Raw genomic sequence first — 16614 nt, 5'->3', positions numbered from 1 at the left:
CGAACGGTCGTCAGACAGCCCGTCCAGCAGCGGTTCGCCACTGGACTACCCCGGCGGGGCGGACGTGAAGTGGGCCCATGACACACGTCTGGCCGTCAAGTGTGTGGTGTGAGCCCATGTGCCGTGCGTCACGTCCGTCCCTACGGTGAACCCATGACCACCGTCACCCCCTCCGTCCGTCCCACGCTCGAGGGACGCCGCGCGCTCGTGACCGGCGCCGCCAGCGGCATCGGCGCGGCCGTGGCGGCCCGACTGGCCGCCGACGGCGCCGAGGTCCACCTGCTCGACCGCGACGAGGAGGGGGTGGCCAAGGTCGCCGCCCAGGTCCACGGCACGCCCCACGTCGTCGACCTCACCGACCCGGCCGCGATCGCGGGCCTCGACCTCGACGTCGACGTCCTCGTCAACAACGCCGGCGTCCAGCACGTCGCACCGGTCGAGGAGTTCGACCCCGAGCGCTTCCGCACCATCCACGCGCTGATGCTGCACGCGCCGTTCCTGCTCGCCCAGCGCGTGCTGCCCGGCATGTACGACCGCGGCTGGGGTCGGCTGGTCCACGTCTCGAGCGTCCACGGCCACCGCGCCTCGGCCTTCAAGTCCGCCTACGTGAGCGCCAAGCACGGCCTCGAGGGGCTGTCCAAGGTGATCGCCCTCGAGGGCGCGGACAGGGGCGTCACCAGCAACACCGTGTGCCCCGGCTACGTCCGCACCCCGCTCGTCGAGGGGCAGATCGCCGACCAGGCGCGCGCCCACGGCGTGCCCGACGACGAGGTGGTCGACACCGTCCTGCTCGCCCGCACCCCGGTCAAGCGGCTCGTGGAGCCCGAGGAGGTCGCCGACGCGGTCGCCTTCCTCTGCGGCCCCGCCGCCACCTCGGTGACCGGCACCTCGCTCCTCCTCGACGGCGGCTGGACCGCCGCCTGACGGCACCCGGCCGTCCACCAGACCCCGTCACCCGACCCGAGAAACCCGACGCCCCGGCGTCACCGATGAAAGGCACGCCATGACCACCGAGACCTCGACCCCGACCGGGGAGACGTCCCCCGGAGCAGATCCCGGCCGGACCAGCATCGTGAAGGTGGTGTTCGCCTCCCTCATCGGCACGGCCGTCGAGTGGTACGACTTCTTCCTCTACGGCTCCGCCGCGGCGCTGGTGTTCGGCACCCTCTTCTTCCCCGAGAGCGAGCCCGCCACCGCGACGCTGCTGGCCTTCGGCACCTACGCGCTGGGCTTCGTGGCCCGCCCCCTCGGCGGCGTGGTCTTCGGCCACTTCGGCGACAGGGTCGGCCGCAAGAAGATGCTGGTCTTCTCGCTCTTCCTGATGGGGCTGTCCACCTTCGCGATCGGCCTGCTCCCCACCTACGCCTCGATCGGCGTCGCGGCCCCGCTGCTCCTGCTGACCTGCCGGCTGCTCCAAGGCTTCGCCGTCGGCGGCGAGTGGGGCGGCGCGGTCCTGATGGCCGCCGAGCACGGCGACGACTCCCAGCGCGGCTTCTGGTCCTCGTGGCCGCAGGCGGGCGTCGCGCTCGGCAACCTGCTCGCGACCGGCGTGCTGTGGGTCCTGGCCGCCGTGCAGCCGGACGACGCGTTCAACGCGTGGGGCTGGCGCATCCCGTTCCTGCTGAGCGCTGTCCTCGTCGCGGTCGGCCTCTGGGTCCGCCTCTCGGTCGAGGAGTCGCCGGTCTTCGCCGAGGCGAAGTCGGAGCTCGCGACCAAGGAGCAGCCGCACCTGCCGATCCTCGAGGTCTTCCGCAAGTACCCCCGCGAGGTGCTCGTCGCGATGGGCATGCGGATGGCGGAGAACATCTCCTACTACATCTTCACGATCATCTCGATCTCGTTCCTCACCCTCTACGCCGGCACCGCCGACGACAAGCCGCTCATCCTCAAGGCCCTGCTCATCGGCTCGGTGGTCCACTTCGTGACCATCCCGCTCGTCGGGGCGCTCAGCGACCGGATCGGCCGCCGGCCGCTCTACCTCGCCGGCGCCGTCGGCGTCGCCGCGTGGACCTGGGTCTTCTTCGACCTCATCGCGTCGCGCTCGGAGGGCAAGATCATCCTCGCGATCTGCGTCGGCCTGGTCCTGCACGCGCTCATGTACTCCCCGCAGGCGGCGTTCTTCTCCGAGCTGTTCGGCACCTCGGTGCGCTACACCGGTGCGTCGGTCGGCTACCAGCTCGCGTCGATCTTCGCCGGGGCGCTCGCCCCGATCATCGCCATCGACCTGCTCGGCGACGCCAGCGAGGGCAGCGACAACGTCTCGAAGGTCGCGATCTACATGACCATCGCGTCGGTGCTGACGGTCGTCTCGGTGCTGTTCGCCAAGGAGACCCGTGCGACGTCGCTGCGCCACGACCGGGTGCTCGACAGCTGAGTCCCACCGCTCCGCCGCGGGCCGTCGTCCCTCCCGGGACGGCGGCCCGTCGTCGTACGCGGCCGCGACCGCGCGGGGTCAGCGGGTGATGGCGACCGGGACCCGGGTCACGCCCCCGCGCGCACCGAGCCAGACGAGCTCGCCGTCGTCGAGGCGCCCCGGGGTGCTCGGGCCGGTCGCGGTGATGGTGAACGTCGCGGACTCGCCCGGCGCGAGGCGCACGGCGAGCGGCTGGACGCGGACCCGGTGGCTGGTGAAGCCGCGGGCGGTGACGGAGAAGTACTCCGCGCGGCCGGAGATGTTGGTGACGGTGCGACGGGCGACCGAGCGGCGGGCCTGCAGCAGCACCGAGCTGGTGTTGAGGTCGGTCAGGTCGTGGCGGCGCAGGGCGCGGCGCCAGGCGCCGACGGGGACGTCGAGGGCGAGGTGGGCGGTGGGGGCGCGCTGCGGCAGCGCGCCGGAGCCCTGCTCGAGCACGGTCGCCCCGCGCACCGGCTGGGCGGAGGTGGTGAGGAGCGAGCGCACCACGGCCGCGGGGAGGTCGCGGTCGCCGAGGAGGAGGGCGGCCAGGCCGGCGGCGTGGGCGGTCGCGGCGGAGCTGCCGGTGAAGACGCCCCACGAGCGGCCGCTCGTGGCCGGCAGCGCGCCGAGGACGGCGTCACCGTCGGCGATCACGTCCGGCTTCAGCACCGGACCGCGCGGGTCGCCGGAGGCGCTCCAGCGAGCGGCCCGTCGCGGCGCAGGCGACGCGGCCACCCGGCTCAGCCGGATGCGGGAGCCCGGGTGCCGGGCGACCCAGCGGACGAGCCGACGACCCTCGCGGGCGGCGAGGTGGACGGTCGGGACGGCGTGGAAGTCGGCGGTCACGGACCCGGCGCGCGGGTTGACGAGCACCATCGCGCGGCCGCCGGCGCGCGCCACGGCCTCCGACTTGTCGATGCGGCCGATCCCGCCGCGCACGCACACGACGACGCGGTCGGCGACCCGTCGGGTGTCGAGGGCGCCCGGGCGGCACTGGGCCGCCGCCCGGCGCCGGGCACCGGGCGCGGCGGCGTCGCGGGCGAGCACGGCACGTCCCCGCACGGCGACCGGCCGGCCGCCGCCGGTCAGCGTGGGACCGCCCGAAATGGACACGCGCCCGCGCGCCATCCGCCCCACGGAGGCGCCGACCGTGGTGACCCACGGCGACACGTGGGCGGCGAAGTCGGAGCGTGAGGAGTTGCCGGCGGCGCCGAGGACGACGACGTCCGCCTCAGCGGCGCCGAGCAGCGCGCGCTGGAGGGTGTCGATCCCTTCCCCGCCGGCGAGGGCGAGGTCGAGCACGTCGACGCCGTCGGCCACTGCTGCGTCCACGGCGCTGACGACGTCCGCCGTCGAGCAGCCGTCGTCGGACGGGTCGGGCGCACCCCAGCAGGCCTTGTAGGCCGCGACCCGCGCCTGCGGGGCGACGCCGCCGAAGGTGCCGGCGTCGCGGTCGTCGACGCGCACGCTCACCCCGGCGTTGCCGGCGGCCACCGAGGCCACCTGGGTCCCGTGGCCGAGGTCGTCGCGCGCCGACAGGGTCTCCGAGGAGCGGATCCGGTCGCGGCCGAAGCCGTCGACGAACCAGCGGGCGCCGACGACCTTACGGGTGCACTCGTCCTGCGACCAGCCCTCGCCGGCCATGCAGACGCCGGTGAAGTCGCCGGGCGAGGCGCCGAGGCCCGGCACGGCGGCGAAGGCGGGGGAGTCGGGTGCGATGCCGGAGTCGACGACGCCGATGACCACGCCCGCCCCGCCGCGCAGGCGGGGGCTGCCCCCGACGGGTCGCCGGACCGACGCGAGCGACGTACGCCCGGCGAGCGGGCGGACCTCGTCGGCCTCGATGACCGCGACCCCGGGCTGCCGGTCGAGCGCCTCGAGCTGCGCGTCGGTGAGGGGAGCGGCGAAGCCGTTGAGGGCCGTCGTCCACCGGTAGGTCGGCTCTCCGCCGCCGATCGCCGCGAGCACCGCGTCCTGACGGGCGAGCAGCTCCTCGACGCTGCGCTCGCCGGCGGCGGTGCCCGGGCCGTTGAGGGTGACCAGGGTCAGCGACCCGTCGGCCGGGATGGCGGAGGCGTCGTCGGTCACGGCCACCAGGGAGGCGGTGACCGCCGTCGCCAGCGCGGCCAATCCGCAGCCGAGCACCCGTCCCACCGATCGTGCCCGTGCCCGCACCGTGCCTCACCCTGCCCTGCTCGTCGTGGTCCTGCGTCGTGGACGCGGCCCTCCGACGTCCCAGGAGTGTTCCATGGTCCCAGCAGCACCGTCACCCCCCCAAACCCGCGCCCGGGACAACCCGTTGGTGGGCCGTCGGTGGCGCCGCCTATCCTGTGCGCGCGCCCGCGACTCCGCGGTCGCGTGACGGCCGACGTGAGTGGAGTGGACCGTGCCCAGTGGCAAGGTGAAGTGGTTCGACGCGGAGAAGGGCTTCGGCTTCCTCTCCCAGGACGGCGGGCCGGACGTCTACGTCCACGCCGACGCGCTCCCGGAGGGCACCGGCGTGCTCAAGGCCGGCACCAAGGTCGAGTTCGGCATCGCGCAGGGCCGCCGCGGCGACCAGGCGCTCCAGGTCCGCGTGCTCGACGCACCGGCCTCCGTCGCCCGCAACCAGCGCAACGCGCAGCGCAAGCAGCCGGAGGCGATGGTGACCATCGTCGAGGACCTGATCCGGATGCTCGACGGCGTCGAGGAGACCTACCGGCGCGGCCGCCACCCCGAGCGGGCCGCCGCGCGCGGCACGGCCAAGGTGCTGCGCGCGCTCGCCGACGAGCTCGAGCTCTGACCCCTCGGCCGGGAGCCCGCCCGCTCAGGCGGCGGGTGCCGGGCGGCCGTCGCGCGGCACCCGGCTGACCAGCACGAAGGTCGCCCAGGCGCCGAGGACGGCGGCCGCGACGCCCAGGCCGAGCTGCGGCATCAGCGGCATCGCGATGCCGACGAACCCGCCGATCACCCAGGCCAGCTGGAGCGTGGTGTCGGAGCGGGCGAAGGCGCTGGCCTGCACCCGGCTGGGGATGTCGCGCTGGATGGTGGAGTCGAGGGAGAGCTTGGCGAGCGCCTGCGCCAGCCCGGCCGTGAGCCCGAGCAGCACCAGCGGCACGAGGCCGTAGAACAGCGCCGCCACGACGGCGATCGCGCAGTCGGCGAGCAGCGCGAGGACCACGGTGACCGACGGGCTGAGCCGGCGCAGCAGCGACCCGATGGTGATGCCGAGCGTGTTGCCGAGTCCGGCCGCACCGATCACCAGCCCGAGCAGGACCTCGGGGCGCAAGTCGCCGATCGGGTTCTCGCGCAGCAGGAACGCCATGAACATGGTGAGGAAGCCCGAGAGCCACCGCGGGCCGCAGTTGGCCCGCAGCGCGAACGCGACCGCCGAGGGGATGCGGGTGCGCGTACGCCGTCCCGGGCGGGCACCGGTGGCCTCGCCGGCCAGCACCATGTCGCCCTCGCCCTGGCTGGCGTCGACCTGCTCGGGCAGCCGGATCGCCCAGATGGTGGCGAGCACGAAGACGACGAAGGCGTAGCGCAGCGACCACTCCGGCCCGAACGTGGAGGCGAGGACCGCGAGCGGCGCCGAGACGCCGGCGCCGACCACTCCTGCCAGCGAGACCCGGGCGTTGGCCTTGACGAGGGTGAGGTCGGGCGGCAGCAGGCGCGGGACGGCCGCTGCGCGGGTCACGCCGTAGGCCTTGGACGCGACCAGCACGCCGAGCGCGGCGGGGAACAGCCACGCCGACTCGGTGACGACCGCCGTGGCCAGCACCCAGCACAGGAAGCTCCGGATCGCCATCGTCGCGCCGACCGCCCAGCGCCGGCCATGGCTGAACCGGTCGAGGAAGGGTCCGATCAGCGGCGCGACGATCGCGAAGGGCAGCATCGTCAGGCCCAGGAACAGCGCGACCTGCCCGCGCGCCTCGCCGGTCGGGACCTGGAAGAAGAGGGTGCCGGCGAGCGAGATGGCGACCGCCGCGTCGCCGGCGGCGTTGAAGGCGTGCAGCTCGATCAGGCGGGAGAGCCCGGAGTCGCCCGCACCCTCGGCGCGGGCGGCGCGTCGCGCCTGGGCGACCGCGTAGTGACCGGCCGTCCCCGCACCCCGTCCCGCGACGCGCGCACCGCGCCCGGCGGCCCTCGCCCCGCGTGCGGCACCGGCCAGTGAGCGCCGCACGGCGCCGGGCCGTGCGGCACCGGCACCTCCCGCGGCGCGTCCCTGCCCGTCGGAGGGCGGCTGCTCGGCCTCGTCCACCCCGGGGCCCGGGGTGGGGTCGGGGCGGTCGGAGGTCACGGCACCATCTTGTCCTACGTGCCCGACAGTGCCGGGCCGGACGCCCCGCAGGCCCTCCCGACGGGACAGCAGGCGGACCCGTTTGCGATGATGCGCGGGTGATCGCTCTCCCGACCCGCGCCGGCAAGCCGGACGCCGCCCTCGCCAAGGCCGTCGACCTGGCCCGTGGCATCGTGCTGGAGGTGGCCGAGCCCGCCGAGGTGGGCGACCACCTCGGAGCGCGCGCCGAGGGCGAGCGCGTGGTCACCCACCACTTCGCGTGCGCCCGCCCCGGCTACCCCGGCTGGTACTGGTCGGTGACGCTGACCCGCGCCAAGCGCGGCAAGGACGTGACCGTCAACGAGGTGGTCCTGCTGCCCGGCGACGAGGCGATCGTCGCGCCCGCCTGGGTGCCCTACAAGGAGCGGATCAAGCCCGGCGACCTCTCGCCCGGCGACCTGCTCCCGGTCGAGGACGAGGACCCGCGCCTGGTCCCGACCTACCTCGTCGGCGACGACCCGCTCGACCCCCCGATGGACGGCGACGCCCGCGCCCAGGTGCGCCGGGTCGCCGAGGACCTCGGACTCGGACGCGTCCGCACGCTCAGCCGCGAGGGCATCGACATGGCCGCCGAGCGCTGGTACGCCGGCGACGGCGGCCCCGACGCGCCCGTGGCGCGGAGCGCTCCGCAGAGCTGCACGTCGTGCGGCTTCCTCCTGCGGCTCAACGGCTCGCTGTCCGAGTCGTTCGGCGTCTGCGCCAACGGCAACGCCAACGACGACGGCCGCGTGGTCTCCCTCGACCACGGGTGCGGTGCCCACTCGGAGGTCAAGCTGGCCCGCAAGCAGCAGCCGCTGCCGCTGCCGGACCACGTCCACGACACGCTGACCGAGGACGATCTCGAGACTCTCTGAGGTCCCGGCACGTTCCTCGGGCCGGGCTCAGGCCCGCGCGAGCACCCACACGGCGTAGTCGTCGACCGGCTCGTGCAGCTCGTAGCTGCCGAAGCGGTGCACGACGCGCAGCCCGGAGGCCTCCGCGTCGGCCACGAGCTCGTCGGCAGGGTAGGTCCGGCTGCCGGCCTTGACCGCCGTGAGGTGGAAGCCGAGGACCGCGCGACCGTCCGGGCGGAGCAGGTCGCGGACCCGCTCGAGGACCCGGCGCTCGGTGCCCTCGCCGAGGAAGATCATCACGTTGCCCACCAGCGTCACGACGTCGAAGGTGCCGACCTCGTCCGGGTCGAGGGCGAGCGCCTGGTGGGGCAGGACCGGGAGGTCGGGGTAGGTCGCGAGCGACTGCGCGCGCAGGTCGGCGTCCGGCTCGGTGGCGACCACGTCGTGGCCTCGTGCCCGGAGCGCGGCCGACACGCGGCCCATGCCGGACCCGACGTCGAGGATGCGCGAGCCCCGCGCGGCCATCGCGTCGACGAAACGGGCCTCGCCGTCGACGTCGACGCCGCGCGCGACGCTGTCGGCGAAGTGCACGCCGTAGCCGCGGTTGTCCTCGCCCGCGAGCTCCCAGCGGGTCGGGGGGAGCGTCATCCCGCGGCCCGCTGCGCCGCGCGCTCCTTGCGCCGCCGGCGGCAGTACTCCAGGCCGCAGAGGCCGAGACCGAAGCCGGCGAGGCAGGTCCACAGCCACCAGGTGCGCCCGTTCTCCTCCAGCGTGCCCCAGAACGGCAGCAGCGCGACGAACGCGACCAGCCACAGCGCGGTGCCGACCTCGGTGGTGCGGACGCCGTCCACGTCGAGCGGCTCGACCTGGGCCACGATGTAGGTGCGGTTGCCGATCTCGTGCGTCGTCGGCTGCTCGTCGCCCAGGTCCACGGGACCACGCTACACAAGGCGCGGACGGCGAAACACGGCCGTCACACGGGTCTGCGAGAATGACGTCCCGTGACCGACCAGAAGCAGACCGCCCAGCCTTCGGCGAGGGCCACCGGCATCGACGGGTTCTTCGAGATCAGCGCCCGCGGCTCCACGATCGGCCAGGAGCTCCGCGGCGGCGTCGTCACCTTCCTGACGATGGCCTACATCATCGTGCTCAACCCTCTGATCCTCGGCTACGTGCCGGACTCGACCGGGGCGTACCTCGGGGGCGGCGCCGAGCCGGGTTCGGGCATCCCGGCGATCGCCGCCGGCACCGCGCTGGTGGCCGGCGTGCTGACCATCTTCATGGGCGCCTACGCCAAGTTCCCGCTCGCGCTCGCGACCGGCCTGGGCCTCAACGCCTTCGTCGCCAACTCCATCGCCCGCGAGACGACCTGGGGCGCGGCGATGGGGCTGGTCGTCCTCGAGGGCGTCCTGATCCTCGTCCTCGTGCTGACCGGCTTCCGCCGCGCGGTGTTCCACGCGGTGCCCCAGCAGCTCAAGGTGGCGATCTCGGTCGGGATCGGCCTGTTCATCGCGCTGATCGGCTTCGTCGACGCCCGCGTGGTGACCCGCATCCCGGACGCGTTCTCCACCACCGTCCCGGTCCAGCTCGGCAGCGACGGCCACCTCGCCGGGTGGCCGGTCCTTGTCTTCTGCATCGGCCTGGCCCTCGTCGTCGCCCTGTGGGTGCGCAAGGTGCACGGCGCGATCCTCATCTCGATCGTCGCCACGACGGTCGTCGCCGTGGTGGTCGAGGCGATCGGTGGCCTGGGTCGCTCGGGCGCCGACAACCCGACCGGCTGGTCGCTCAGCGTGCCGAGCCTCGGCGACGGCTTCGTCGGGCTGCCCTCCTTCGACACCCTCGGCGAGGTCGACCTGTTCGGCGCCTTCGGCAGCGCCGGCACCGGCGTGCTCGCCGCGCTGCTGCTCGTCTTCTCGCTGCTGCTCGCCGACTTCTTCGACACGATGGGCACGATGACCGCGATCGGCGCCGAGGCCGGGCTCAACGACGACGAGGGCGTCCCGCCCCACTCCCAGCGGATCCTGGTCGTCGACTCGGTGGCCGCGATCGCCGGTGGCGCCGCCGGCGTCTCGTCCAACACCTCCTACATCGAGAGCGCCTCGGGCGTGGGGGAGGGCGCTCGCACCGGCCTCGCCTCCGTGGTGACCGGCCTGCTCTTCCTGCTGGCGACGTTCTTCACGCCGCTGGTGTCCGCGATCCCGTCCGAGGCCGCCGTCCCGGCCCTCGTGCTGGTCGGCTTCCTGATGATGCAGCAGGTCACCGAGATCGACTGGCGCGACGTCGAGATCGCGATCCCCGCGTTCCTGGCGATCGTCCTGATGCCCTACACGTACTCGATCTCCGTCGGCATCGGCGCGGGCTTCGTGGCGTACGCCTTCATCAAGGTCGTCGTCGGCAAGGCCCGCGAGGTCCACCCGCTGATGTGGGTCGTCGCCGCCCTCTTCGTCGTCTACTTCGCCTACACCCCGATCAGCGCCTGGCTCACCTGAGCGCGGCGCCTCCGCCGCGGGCGGAGGAAGAGCCTGACCAGTTCAGCGATCCCCGGTCAGCCGGCTGTCACTGAACTTGTCGGCCCGTGCAACGCCTGACAAGTTCAGCGATCCCCGGTCAGCCGGGGATCGCTGAACTGCGTCCGGGCACGCCGGAATAGTTAGCACAGGTAATGAGTTATGCTAACGACATGCCGACCGCCGACCTCCGCACCCAGGCCGGGCTCGCCTCCGAGCTCCGGGCCGGTGTCATGCGCCTGCGCCGACGCCTCGCCAGCGAGCGACACCCCGACAACGACCTGAGCATCGGGCAGATGGTGGTGCTCGGACTGCTCGTACGCCTCGGCGACCAGACCGTCGGCGAGCTCGCGCGCGCCGAGCGCGTGCAGCCGCCGTCGATGACCCGCACGGTCAACTGCCTGCAGGAGGACGGCTACGTCGTGCGCCGGCCGCACGAGACCGACGGGCGCCAGGTGGTCGTCTCGATCACCGAGTCCGGCCGCGCTGCCGTGCTCGCCGACCGGCAGCGCCGCGACGCCTGGCTGTCGCAGCAGCTCGCCGGGCTCACGGCCGCCGAGCGCGCCACCCTCCGTGAGGCAGCGCCGATCCTCGTCCGCCTCGCCCTGACCGACTGACCGCTTCCCCGACCGAGGAGTCACCACGAGCCCCACCTTCCGCTCGCTCGCCAACCCGAACTACCGCCGCTACGCCGCCGGCGGCGTCGTGTCGAACACCGGCACCTGGATGCAGCGCGTCGCCCAGGACTGGCTGGTCCTGCAGCTGGCCGCCGGCTCCGGCGCCACCGCGCTCGGCATCACCACGGGCCTGCAGTTCCTGCCGGTCCTCCTGCTCACCCCGATCGCCGGCCTGGTCGCCGACCGGATGCCCAAGCAGCGCCTGCTCCAGCTGACCAACGTGGGCATGGCCCTGCCAGCAGCCGTCCTGGGCCTGCTCGCCGTCACCGGCACCGCCGAGGTCTGGCACGTCTGGGTCCTCGCCTCGCTGCTCGGCGCCGCGTCCGCCTTCGACGGCCCCGCGCGCCAGTCCTTCGTCTCCGAGCTCGTCGAGCCCGCCGACCTCACCAACGCCGTCGGCCTCAACTCGGCCAGCTTCAACGCCGCTCGCCTGGTCGGCCCCGGCCTGGCCGGGCTGCTGATCGCCGCGTTCGGTGGGGGAGCGGTCGCGACCGGCTGGGTGATCCTGCTCAACGCGGTGTCGTACGCCGCGCCGATCTGGTCGCTGCGCCACCTCGACGCCAGCCGGATCGACGCCGCGGCCCCGGCCGACCGTGGCCCCGGTGCGATCCGCGAGGGCGTCGCCTACGTCCGCGCGCGTCCCGACCTGATGCTGGTGCTCGGCATGGTGTTCTTCGCCGGCACCTTCGGCCTCAACTTCCAGATCACCTCCGCGCTGATGGCCACCGAGGTGTTCGGCAAGGGTCCCGAGGAGTTCGGCCTGCTCGGCACGTTCCTCGCCGTCGGCTCGCTGACCGGCTCGCTGCTCGCCGCCCGTCGCGCGCGGGTGCGCCACCGGCTCGTCGTCGGCTCGGCCCTGGCCTTCGGCACCAGCGTGGTGCTCGCCGGCCTGATGCCGACCTACCTCGCCTTCGCGCTCCTGGCCCCGGTCACCGGGCTGACCGCGCTCACCTTCATCACCAGCGCCAACACCTACATGCAGCTCCACGTCGACGCCGGCGTCCGCGGCCGGGTGATGGCGCTCTACCTGATGATCTTCATGGGCGGGACGCCCGTCGGCGCCCCGATCATCGGGTGGATCGGCCAGGAGTACGGCGCCCGCTGGACGCTGCTCGGCGGCGGGCTCATCACCATCGCCGGCGTAGGCTTGTCGGCGCTGCTCTACCTCAGGCTCGAGAAGGTCCGTCGCGAGCGGGTCGAGGGGCCGTCCGAAGCGGCCCTGGAAGCCGCTCCTGCGGCATTTTGACCCTGTCGGAGCGCCCGAGTAGCCTCAATCCCTGTGTCTGGCATGTCCAGACCCGTGTGCATGCTCCGATGTCGCGGCCGTTCCCCGGCCCGCGCCGCACCTGCACGAGGCACGTCGCAACAACGCACGACCACCGAGTCCGGCACCGCGCCGGACCGTGACGAGAAGACAGAGAGAGGGAACCACCCGGTGCCCACCATCAACCAGCTGGTCCGCAAGGGCCGCCAGGACAAGGTGTCGAAGAACAAGACGCCTGCCCTGAAGGGATCCCCGCAGCGCCGCGGCGTCTGCACCCGCGTCTACACGACCACCCCGAAGAAGCCGAACTCCGCCCTCCGCAAGGTCGCCCGTGTGCGCCTGAGCAGCGGCGTCGAGGTCACCGCCTACATCCCGGGTGTCGGTCACAACCTGCAGGAGCACTCGATCGTGCTCGTGCGCGGCGGCCGTGTGAAGGACCTTCCCGGTGTCCGCTACAAGATCATCCGCGGCTCGCTCGACACCCAGGGTGTCAAGAACCGCAAGCAGGCCCGCAGCCGCTACGGCGCGAAGAAGGAGAAGTAATGCCTCGCAAGGGTCCCGCTCCCAAGCGCCCCCTCGTCGTCGACCCGGTCTACGGCTCGCAGCTGGTCACCCAGCTCGTCAGCAAGGTCCTCCAGGACGGCAAGAAGGCCGTGGCGCAGCGCATCGTCTACACCGCCCTCGAGGGCTGCCGCGAGAAGACCGGCACCGACCCGGTCGTCACGCTCAAGCGCGCGATGGACAACGTCAAGCCGGCCATCGAGGTCAAGTCCCGCCGCGTCGGTGGCGCGACCTACCAGGTCCCGGTCGAGGTCAAGGCCAACCGCTCCACCACGCTGGCCCTGCGCTGGCTCGTGGGCTACGCCCAGGACCGCCGTGAGAAGACCATGTCCGAGCGCCTGATGAACGAGATCCTCGACGCCAGCAACGGCCTCGGTGCCGCTGTGAAGAAGCGCGAGGACACCCACAAGATGGCCGAGTCCAACAAGGCCTTCGCCCACTACCGCTGGTGACGGCGAGGGGCCGCACCCGCGACGAGCGGCGTGCGGCCCCTCCCACCACGAGCCCCCACCAACTTCCGAGGGACTGAGACACAACAGTGGCTGTCGACATCACCACCGACCTCAACAAGGTCCGCAACATCGGCATCATGGCGCACATCGACGCCGGCAAGACCACCACCACCGAGCGCATCCTCTTCTACACCGGCATCACCTACAAGATCGGTGAGGTCCACGAGGGTGGCGCCACGATGGACTGGATGGAGCAGGAGCAGGAGCGCGGCATCACCATCACGTCCGCCGCGACGACCTGCTGGTGGAAGAACCACCAGATCAACATCATCGACACCCCCGGCCACGTGGACTTCACCGCCGAGGTCGAGCGCTCGCTGCGCGTCCTCGACGGCGCGGTCGCGGTGTTCGACGGTGTCGCCGGTGTCGAGCCCCAGACGATGACCGTCTGGCGCCAGGCCAACAAGTACTCGGTCCCCCGCATGTGCTTCGTCAACAAGCTGGACCGCACCGGCGCGGACTTCTTCCGCTGCGTCGACATGATGGTCGAGCGCCTCAACTCCACCCCGCTCGTGCTCCAGCTGCCGATCGGCGCGGAGTCCGACTTCCTCGGTGTCGTCGACCTGGTCGGCATGCGTGCCCTGACCTGGCGCGGCGAGACCAAGATGGGTGAGGACTACGACGTCGAGGAGATCCCGGCCGAGCTCGCCGAGCAGGCCGCGGAGTACCGCGAGAAGTTCATCGAGACGCTCGCCGAGGCCGACGACGACATCATGGAGAAGTACCTCGAGGAGGGTGACGAGAACTTCACCGTCGAGGAGCTCGAGGCCGCGATCCGTCGCGCCACCCTGGCCGACAAGCTCAACCCGGTCCTGTGCGGCACCGCGTTCAAGAACAAGGGCGTGCAGCCCCTGCTCGACGCCGTCGTCAAGTACCTCCCGTCCCCGCTCGACATCGACGCGATCGTCGGTCACTCGGTGAAGGACGAGGAGGAGAAGATCTCCCGCAAGCCGTCCGATGACGAGCCGTTCTCGGGCCTGGCCTACAAGATCGCCAGCGACCCGCACCTCGGCAAGCTGATCTACGTCCGCGTCTACTCGGGCAAGCTCGAGGCCGGCTCCACCGTGGTCAACTCGGTGAACGGCAAGAAGGAGCGGATCGGCAAGGTCTACCAGATGCACGCCAACAAGCGTGAGGAGATCGCGTCGGTCGGCGCCGGCCAGATCGTGGCCGTGATGGGTCTGAAGGACACCAAGACCGGTCACACCCTCTGCGACCCGAACAACCAGGTCGTGCTCGAGTCGATGACGTTCCCGGCCCCGGTGATCGAGGTCGCGATCGAGCCCAAGACCAAGGGCGACCAGGAGAAGCTCGGCACGGCGATCCAGCGTCTCTCCGACGAGGACCCGACCTTCACGGTCAAGACCGACGAGGAGACCGGCCAGACGATCATCGCCGGCATGGGCGAGCTCCACCTCGAGATCCTCGTCGACCGCATGAAGCGCGAGTTCCGCGTCGAGGCGACCGTCGGCAAGCCGCAGGTGGCCTACCGCGAGACCATCCGCAACAAGGTCGAGGGCCACAGCTACACCCACAAGAAGCAGACGGGTGGTTCGGGCCAGTTCGCGAAGGTCGTCATCTCCCTCGAGCCGAACATCGACCCCGAGACCGGCACCGGTGCGGGCTACGAGTTCGCCAACAACGTGACCGGTGGTCGCGTGCCGAAGGAGTACATCCCCTCGGTGGACCAGGGCGGCCAGGAGGCCATGGAGTTCGGCGTCCTCGCCGGCTACCCGATGGTCGACGTGAAGTTCTCCCTCGAGGACGGCGCGTACCACGACGTCGACTCCTCCGAGCTCGCGTTCAAGATCGCCGGCAACCAGGCGTTCAAGGAGGCGGCCCGCAAGGCCAAGCCGGTCCTGCTCGAGCCGATGTTCGCCGTCGAGGTGACCACCCCCGAGGGCTTCCTCGGCACGGTCATCGGTGACATCAACTCGCGCCGCGGCCAGATCCAGGCGCAGGAGGAGCGTCACGGCGACATGGTCGTGAGTGCCCTCGTGCCCCTGTCCGAGATGTTCGGGTACGTTGGCGACCTGAGGTCCAAGACCTCCGGGCAGGCGTCGTACTCGATGGAGTTCGACTCGTACGCCGAGGTTCCGACGAACATCGCCGACGAGATCGTGAAGAAGGTCCGCGGCGAGTGATTCGCCGCCGGATCCTCGGCACCCAGCACCACCCCACACCCACGAGTCCCAAGCTCTCAACGCAGAGAACAACAATCAGGAGGAGCCCCAGTGGCTAAGGCGAAGTTCGAGCGGACCAAGCCGCACGTCAACATCGGCACCATCGGTCACATCGACCACGGCAAGACGACGCTGACCGCGGCGATCACCAAGGTGCTGCACGACAAGCACCCGGACCTCAACGAGGCTTCGGCGTTCGACCAGATCGACAAGGCTCCCGAGGAGCGCCAGCGCGGTATCACGATCTCGATCGCGCACGTCGAGTACCAGACCGAGACGCGCCACTACGCGCACGTCGACTGCCCCGGTCACGCCGACTACATCAAGAACATGATCACCGGTGCGGCGCAGATGGACGGCGCCATCCTGGTGGTCGCCGCCACCGACGGCCCCATGCCGCAGACCCGCGAGCACGTGCTGCTCGCCCGCCAGGTCGGCGTGCCCGCCCTGGTCGTCGCGCTCAACAAGTGCGACATGGTCGACGACGAGGAGCTCATCGAGCTCGTCGAGATGGAGGTGCGCGAGCTCCTCTCCGAGTACGAGTTCCCGGGCGACGACATCCCCGTCGTGCGCGTGGCGGCCTTCCCGGCCCTCCAGGGCGACGCCAAGTGGGGCGACTCGGTCGCCGAGCTCATGCAGGCCGTGGACGACTACATCCCGACCCCCGAGCGCGACACCGACAAGCCGTTCCTCATGCCCGTCGAGGACGTCTTCACGATCACCGGTCGTGGCACCGTCATCACCGGTCGCATCGAGCGCGGCATCGTCAAGGTGAACGAGGAGGTCGAGATCATCGGCATCCGCGAGGGCTCGCAGAAGTCCACCGTCACCGGTGTCGAGATGTTCCGCAAGCTCCTCGACGAGGGCCAGGCCGGTGAGAACGTCGGTCTGCTCCTCCGCGGCACCAAGCGCGAGGACGTCGAGCGCGGCATGGTCGTGATCAAGCCCGGCACCACCACCCCGCACACCAACTTCGACGCCTCGGTCTACATCCTGTCGAAGGACGAGGGTGGCCGTCACACGCCGTTCTTCAACAACTACCGTCCGCAGTTCTACTTCCGGACCACGGACGTGACCGGTGTCGTGACCCTGCCCGAGGGCACCGAGATGGTCATGCCGGGTGACAACACCGAGATGTCGGTCGAGCTCATCCAGCCCATCGCCATGGACGAGGGCCTCCGGTTCGCGATCCGTGAGGGTGGCCGCACCGTCGGCGCCGGCCGCGTCACCAAGATCACCAAGTGAGCTGAGCCGCCGGCCCGACGCAGTCGGGCCGGCGGACCTCAGCCAGGTCGAGCAGCCCCGCGACTGAGCATGCGAAGTCGCGACCGGGGCGTGTCGAGACCAGGTTGATCCACCTCGAG

General features: G+C 71.8%; 14 protein-coding genes and 1 pseudogene. 11 read left to right on the top strand and 4 right to left on the bottom strand.

Annotated features, from left to right (window positions below):
* The first annotated feature begins 153 nt into the window (after positions 1 to 153).
* Complete coding sequence (locus KDN32_RS16685) at positions 154 to 924, top strand: 3-hydroxybutyrate dehydrogenase (RefSeq protein ID WP_211733392.1); 771 nt, start codon at positions 154 to 156, stop codon at positions 922 to 924.
* A gap of 79 nt (positions 925 to 1003) precedes the next feature.
* On the top strand, positions 1004 to 2374 hold the full coding sequence (locus tag KDN32_RS16680; RefSeq protein WP_211733391.1) for an MFS transporter: 1371 nt from the start codon (positions 1004 to 1006) through the stop codon (positions 2372 to 2374).
* A 78-nt stretch (positions 2375 to 2452) separates the two neighbouring features.
* Here the strand turns inward: KDN32_RS16680 and KDN32_RS16675 are convergent, their stop codons facing one another.
* Positions 2453 to 4549, bottom strand: a complete 2097-nt coding sequence (locus tag KDN32_RS16675; RefSeq protein WP_211733390.1) for a S8 family serine peptidase — start codon at positions 4547 to 4549, stop codon at positions 2453 to 2455.
* 232 nt (positions 4550 to 4781) lie between these two features.
* Here KDN32_RS16675 and KDN32_RS23000 point away from each other — a divergent pair, with 232 nt between their 5' ends.
* On the top strand, positions 4782 to 5177 hold the full coding sequence (locus KDN32_RS23000) for a cold-shock protein (protein ID WP_211733389.1): 396 nt from the start codon (positions 4782 to 4784) through the stop codon (positions 5175 to 5177).
* Positions 5178 to 5201: 24 nt separating this feature from the next.
* On the opposite strand, the gene KDN32_RS16665 is transcribed toward KDN32_RS23000, so the two are convergent.
* Positions 5202 to 6674, bottom strand: a complete 1473-nt coding sequence (locus KDN32_RS16665; RefSeq protein ID WP_307854168.1) for an MFS transporter — start codon at positions 6672 to 6674, stop codon at positions 5202 to 5204.
* Between the two features lie 98 nt (positions 6675 to 6772).
* Here KDN32_RS16665 and KDN32_RS16660 point away from each other — a divergent pair, with 98 nt between their 5' ends.
* Positions 6773 to 7567 carry a DUF3027 domain-containing protein gene (locus KDN32_RS16660; protein WP_211733388.1) on the top strand — a complete coding sequence of 265 codons (795 nt, stop codon included), beginning with the start codon at positions 6773 to 6775 and terminating at the stop codon, positions 7565 to 7567.
* A gap of 27 nt (positions 7568 to 7594) precedes the next feature.
* Here the strand turns inward: KDN32_RS16660 and KDN32_RS16655 are convergent, their stop codons facing one another.
* Both KDN32_RS16655 and KDN32_RS16650 read right to left on the bottom strand, forming a co-directional pair.
* On the bottom strand, positions 7595 to 8194 hold the full coding sequence (locus KDN32_RS16655; RefSeq protein WP_211733387.1) for a class I SAM-dependent methyltransferase: 600 nt from the start codon (positions 8192 to 8194) through the stop codon (positions 7595 to 7597).
* The gene (locus KDN32_RS16650) at positions 8191 to 8478 is read right to left on the bottom strand and encodes a DUF2530 domain-containing protein (protein ID WP_307854167.1); all 288 of its coding nucleotides are present in this window, start codon (positions 8476 to 8478) and stop codon (positions 8191 to 8193) included. The genes KDN32_RS16655 and KDN32_RS16650 overlap by 4 nt, the downstream gene beginning before the upstream one ends.
* A gap of 69 nt (positions 8479 to 8547) precedes the next feature.
* Here KDN32_RS16650 and KDN32_RS16645 point away from each other — a divergent pair, with 69 nt between their 5' ends.
* The 7 genes and pseudogenes from KDN32_RS16645 (at position 8548) to tuf (ending at position 16495) form a co-directional block, all read left to right on the top strand.
* On the top strand, positions 8548 to 10035 hold the full coding sequence (locus tag KDN32_RS16645; protein ID WP_211733386.1) for an NCS2 family permease: 1488 nt from the start codon (positions 8548 to 8550) through the stop codon (positions 10033 to 10035).
* 191 nt (positions 10036 to 10226) lie between these two features.
* Complete coding sequence (locus KDN32_RS16640) at positions 10227 to 10670, top strand: MarR family winged helix-turn-helix transcriptional regulator (RefSeq protein ID WP_249217244.1); 444 nt, start codon at positions 10227 to 10229, stop codon at positions 10668 to 10670.
* Between the two features lie 49 nt (positions 10671 to 10719).
* A pseudogene (locus tag KDN32_RS16635) lies at positions 10720 to 11976 on the top strand (MFS transporter); the annotation flags it as partial.
* A 189-nt stretch (positions 11977 to 12165) separates the two neighbouring features.
* Positions 12166 to 12537 (top strand): 30S ribosomal protein S12, encoded by a 372-nt coding sequence (gene rpsL, locus KDN32_RS16630; RefSeq protein WP_056906817.1) that lies wholly within the window; start codon positions 12166 to 12168, stop codon positions 12535 to 12537.
* Positions 12537 to 13007: a 30S ribosomal protein S7 gene (gene rpsG / locus KDN32_RS16625; RefSeq protein WP_090969237.1), complete on the top strand. Its 471-nt coding sequence runs from the start codon at positions 12537 to 12539 to the stop codon at positions 13005 to 13007. Before rpsL ends, rpsG begins: the two co-directional genes overlap by 1 nt.
* Positions 13008 to 13093: 86 nt before the next feature.
* A complete protein-coding gene (gene fusA / locus KDN32_RS16620; RefSeq protein WP_211733384.1) occupies positions 13094 to 15211 on the top strand; it encodes an elongation factor G in 2118 nt (705 codons plus the stop codon).
* 90 nt (positions 15212 to 15301) lie between these two features.
* A complete protein-coding gene (tuf, locus tag KDN32_RS16615) occupies positions 15302 to 16495 on the top strand; it encodes an elongation factor Tu (RefSeq protein WP_211733383.1) in 1194 nt (397 codons plus the stop codon).
* Positions 16496 to 16614: the final 119 nt, after the last annotated feature.

Origin of the sequence: Nocardioides palaemonis (genome assembly GCF_018275325.1) — a bacterium.
In the GTDB taxonomy this organism is placed as follows: Bacteria; Actinomycetota; Actinomycetes; order Propionibacteriales; family Nocardioidaceae; genus Nocardioides; species Nocardioides palaemonis.
This window is presented reverse-complemented; position numbering and strand designations above follow the sequence as displayed.

What these genes read in the sequence shown, in the direction of transcription:
- rpsG (WP_090969237.1), top strand. Translation starts at nt 12,537, where the DNA reads ATGCCTCGCAAGGGTCCCGCTCCCAAGCGCCCCCTCGTCGTCGACCCG.
- KDN32_RS16640 (WP_249217244.1), top strand. Translation starts at nt 10,227, where the DNA reads ATGCCGACCGCCGACCTCCGCACCCAGGCCGGGCTCGCCTCCGAGCTC.
- KDN32_RS16680 (WP_211733391.1), top strand. Translation starts at nt 1,004, where the DNA reads ATGACCACCGAGACCTCGACCCCGACCGGGGAGACGTCCCCCGGAGCA.
- KDN32_RS16655 (WP_211733387.1), bottom strand. Translation starts at nt 8,194, where the DNA reads ATGACGCTCCCCCCGACCCGCTGGGAGCTCGCGGGCGAGGACAACCGC.
- KDN32_RS16685 (WP_211733392.1), top strand. Translation starts at nt 154, where the DNA reads ATGACCACCGTCACCCCCTCCGTCCGTCCCACGCTCGAGGGACGCCGC.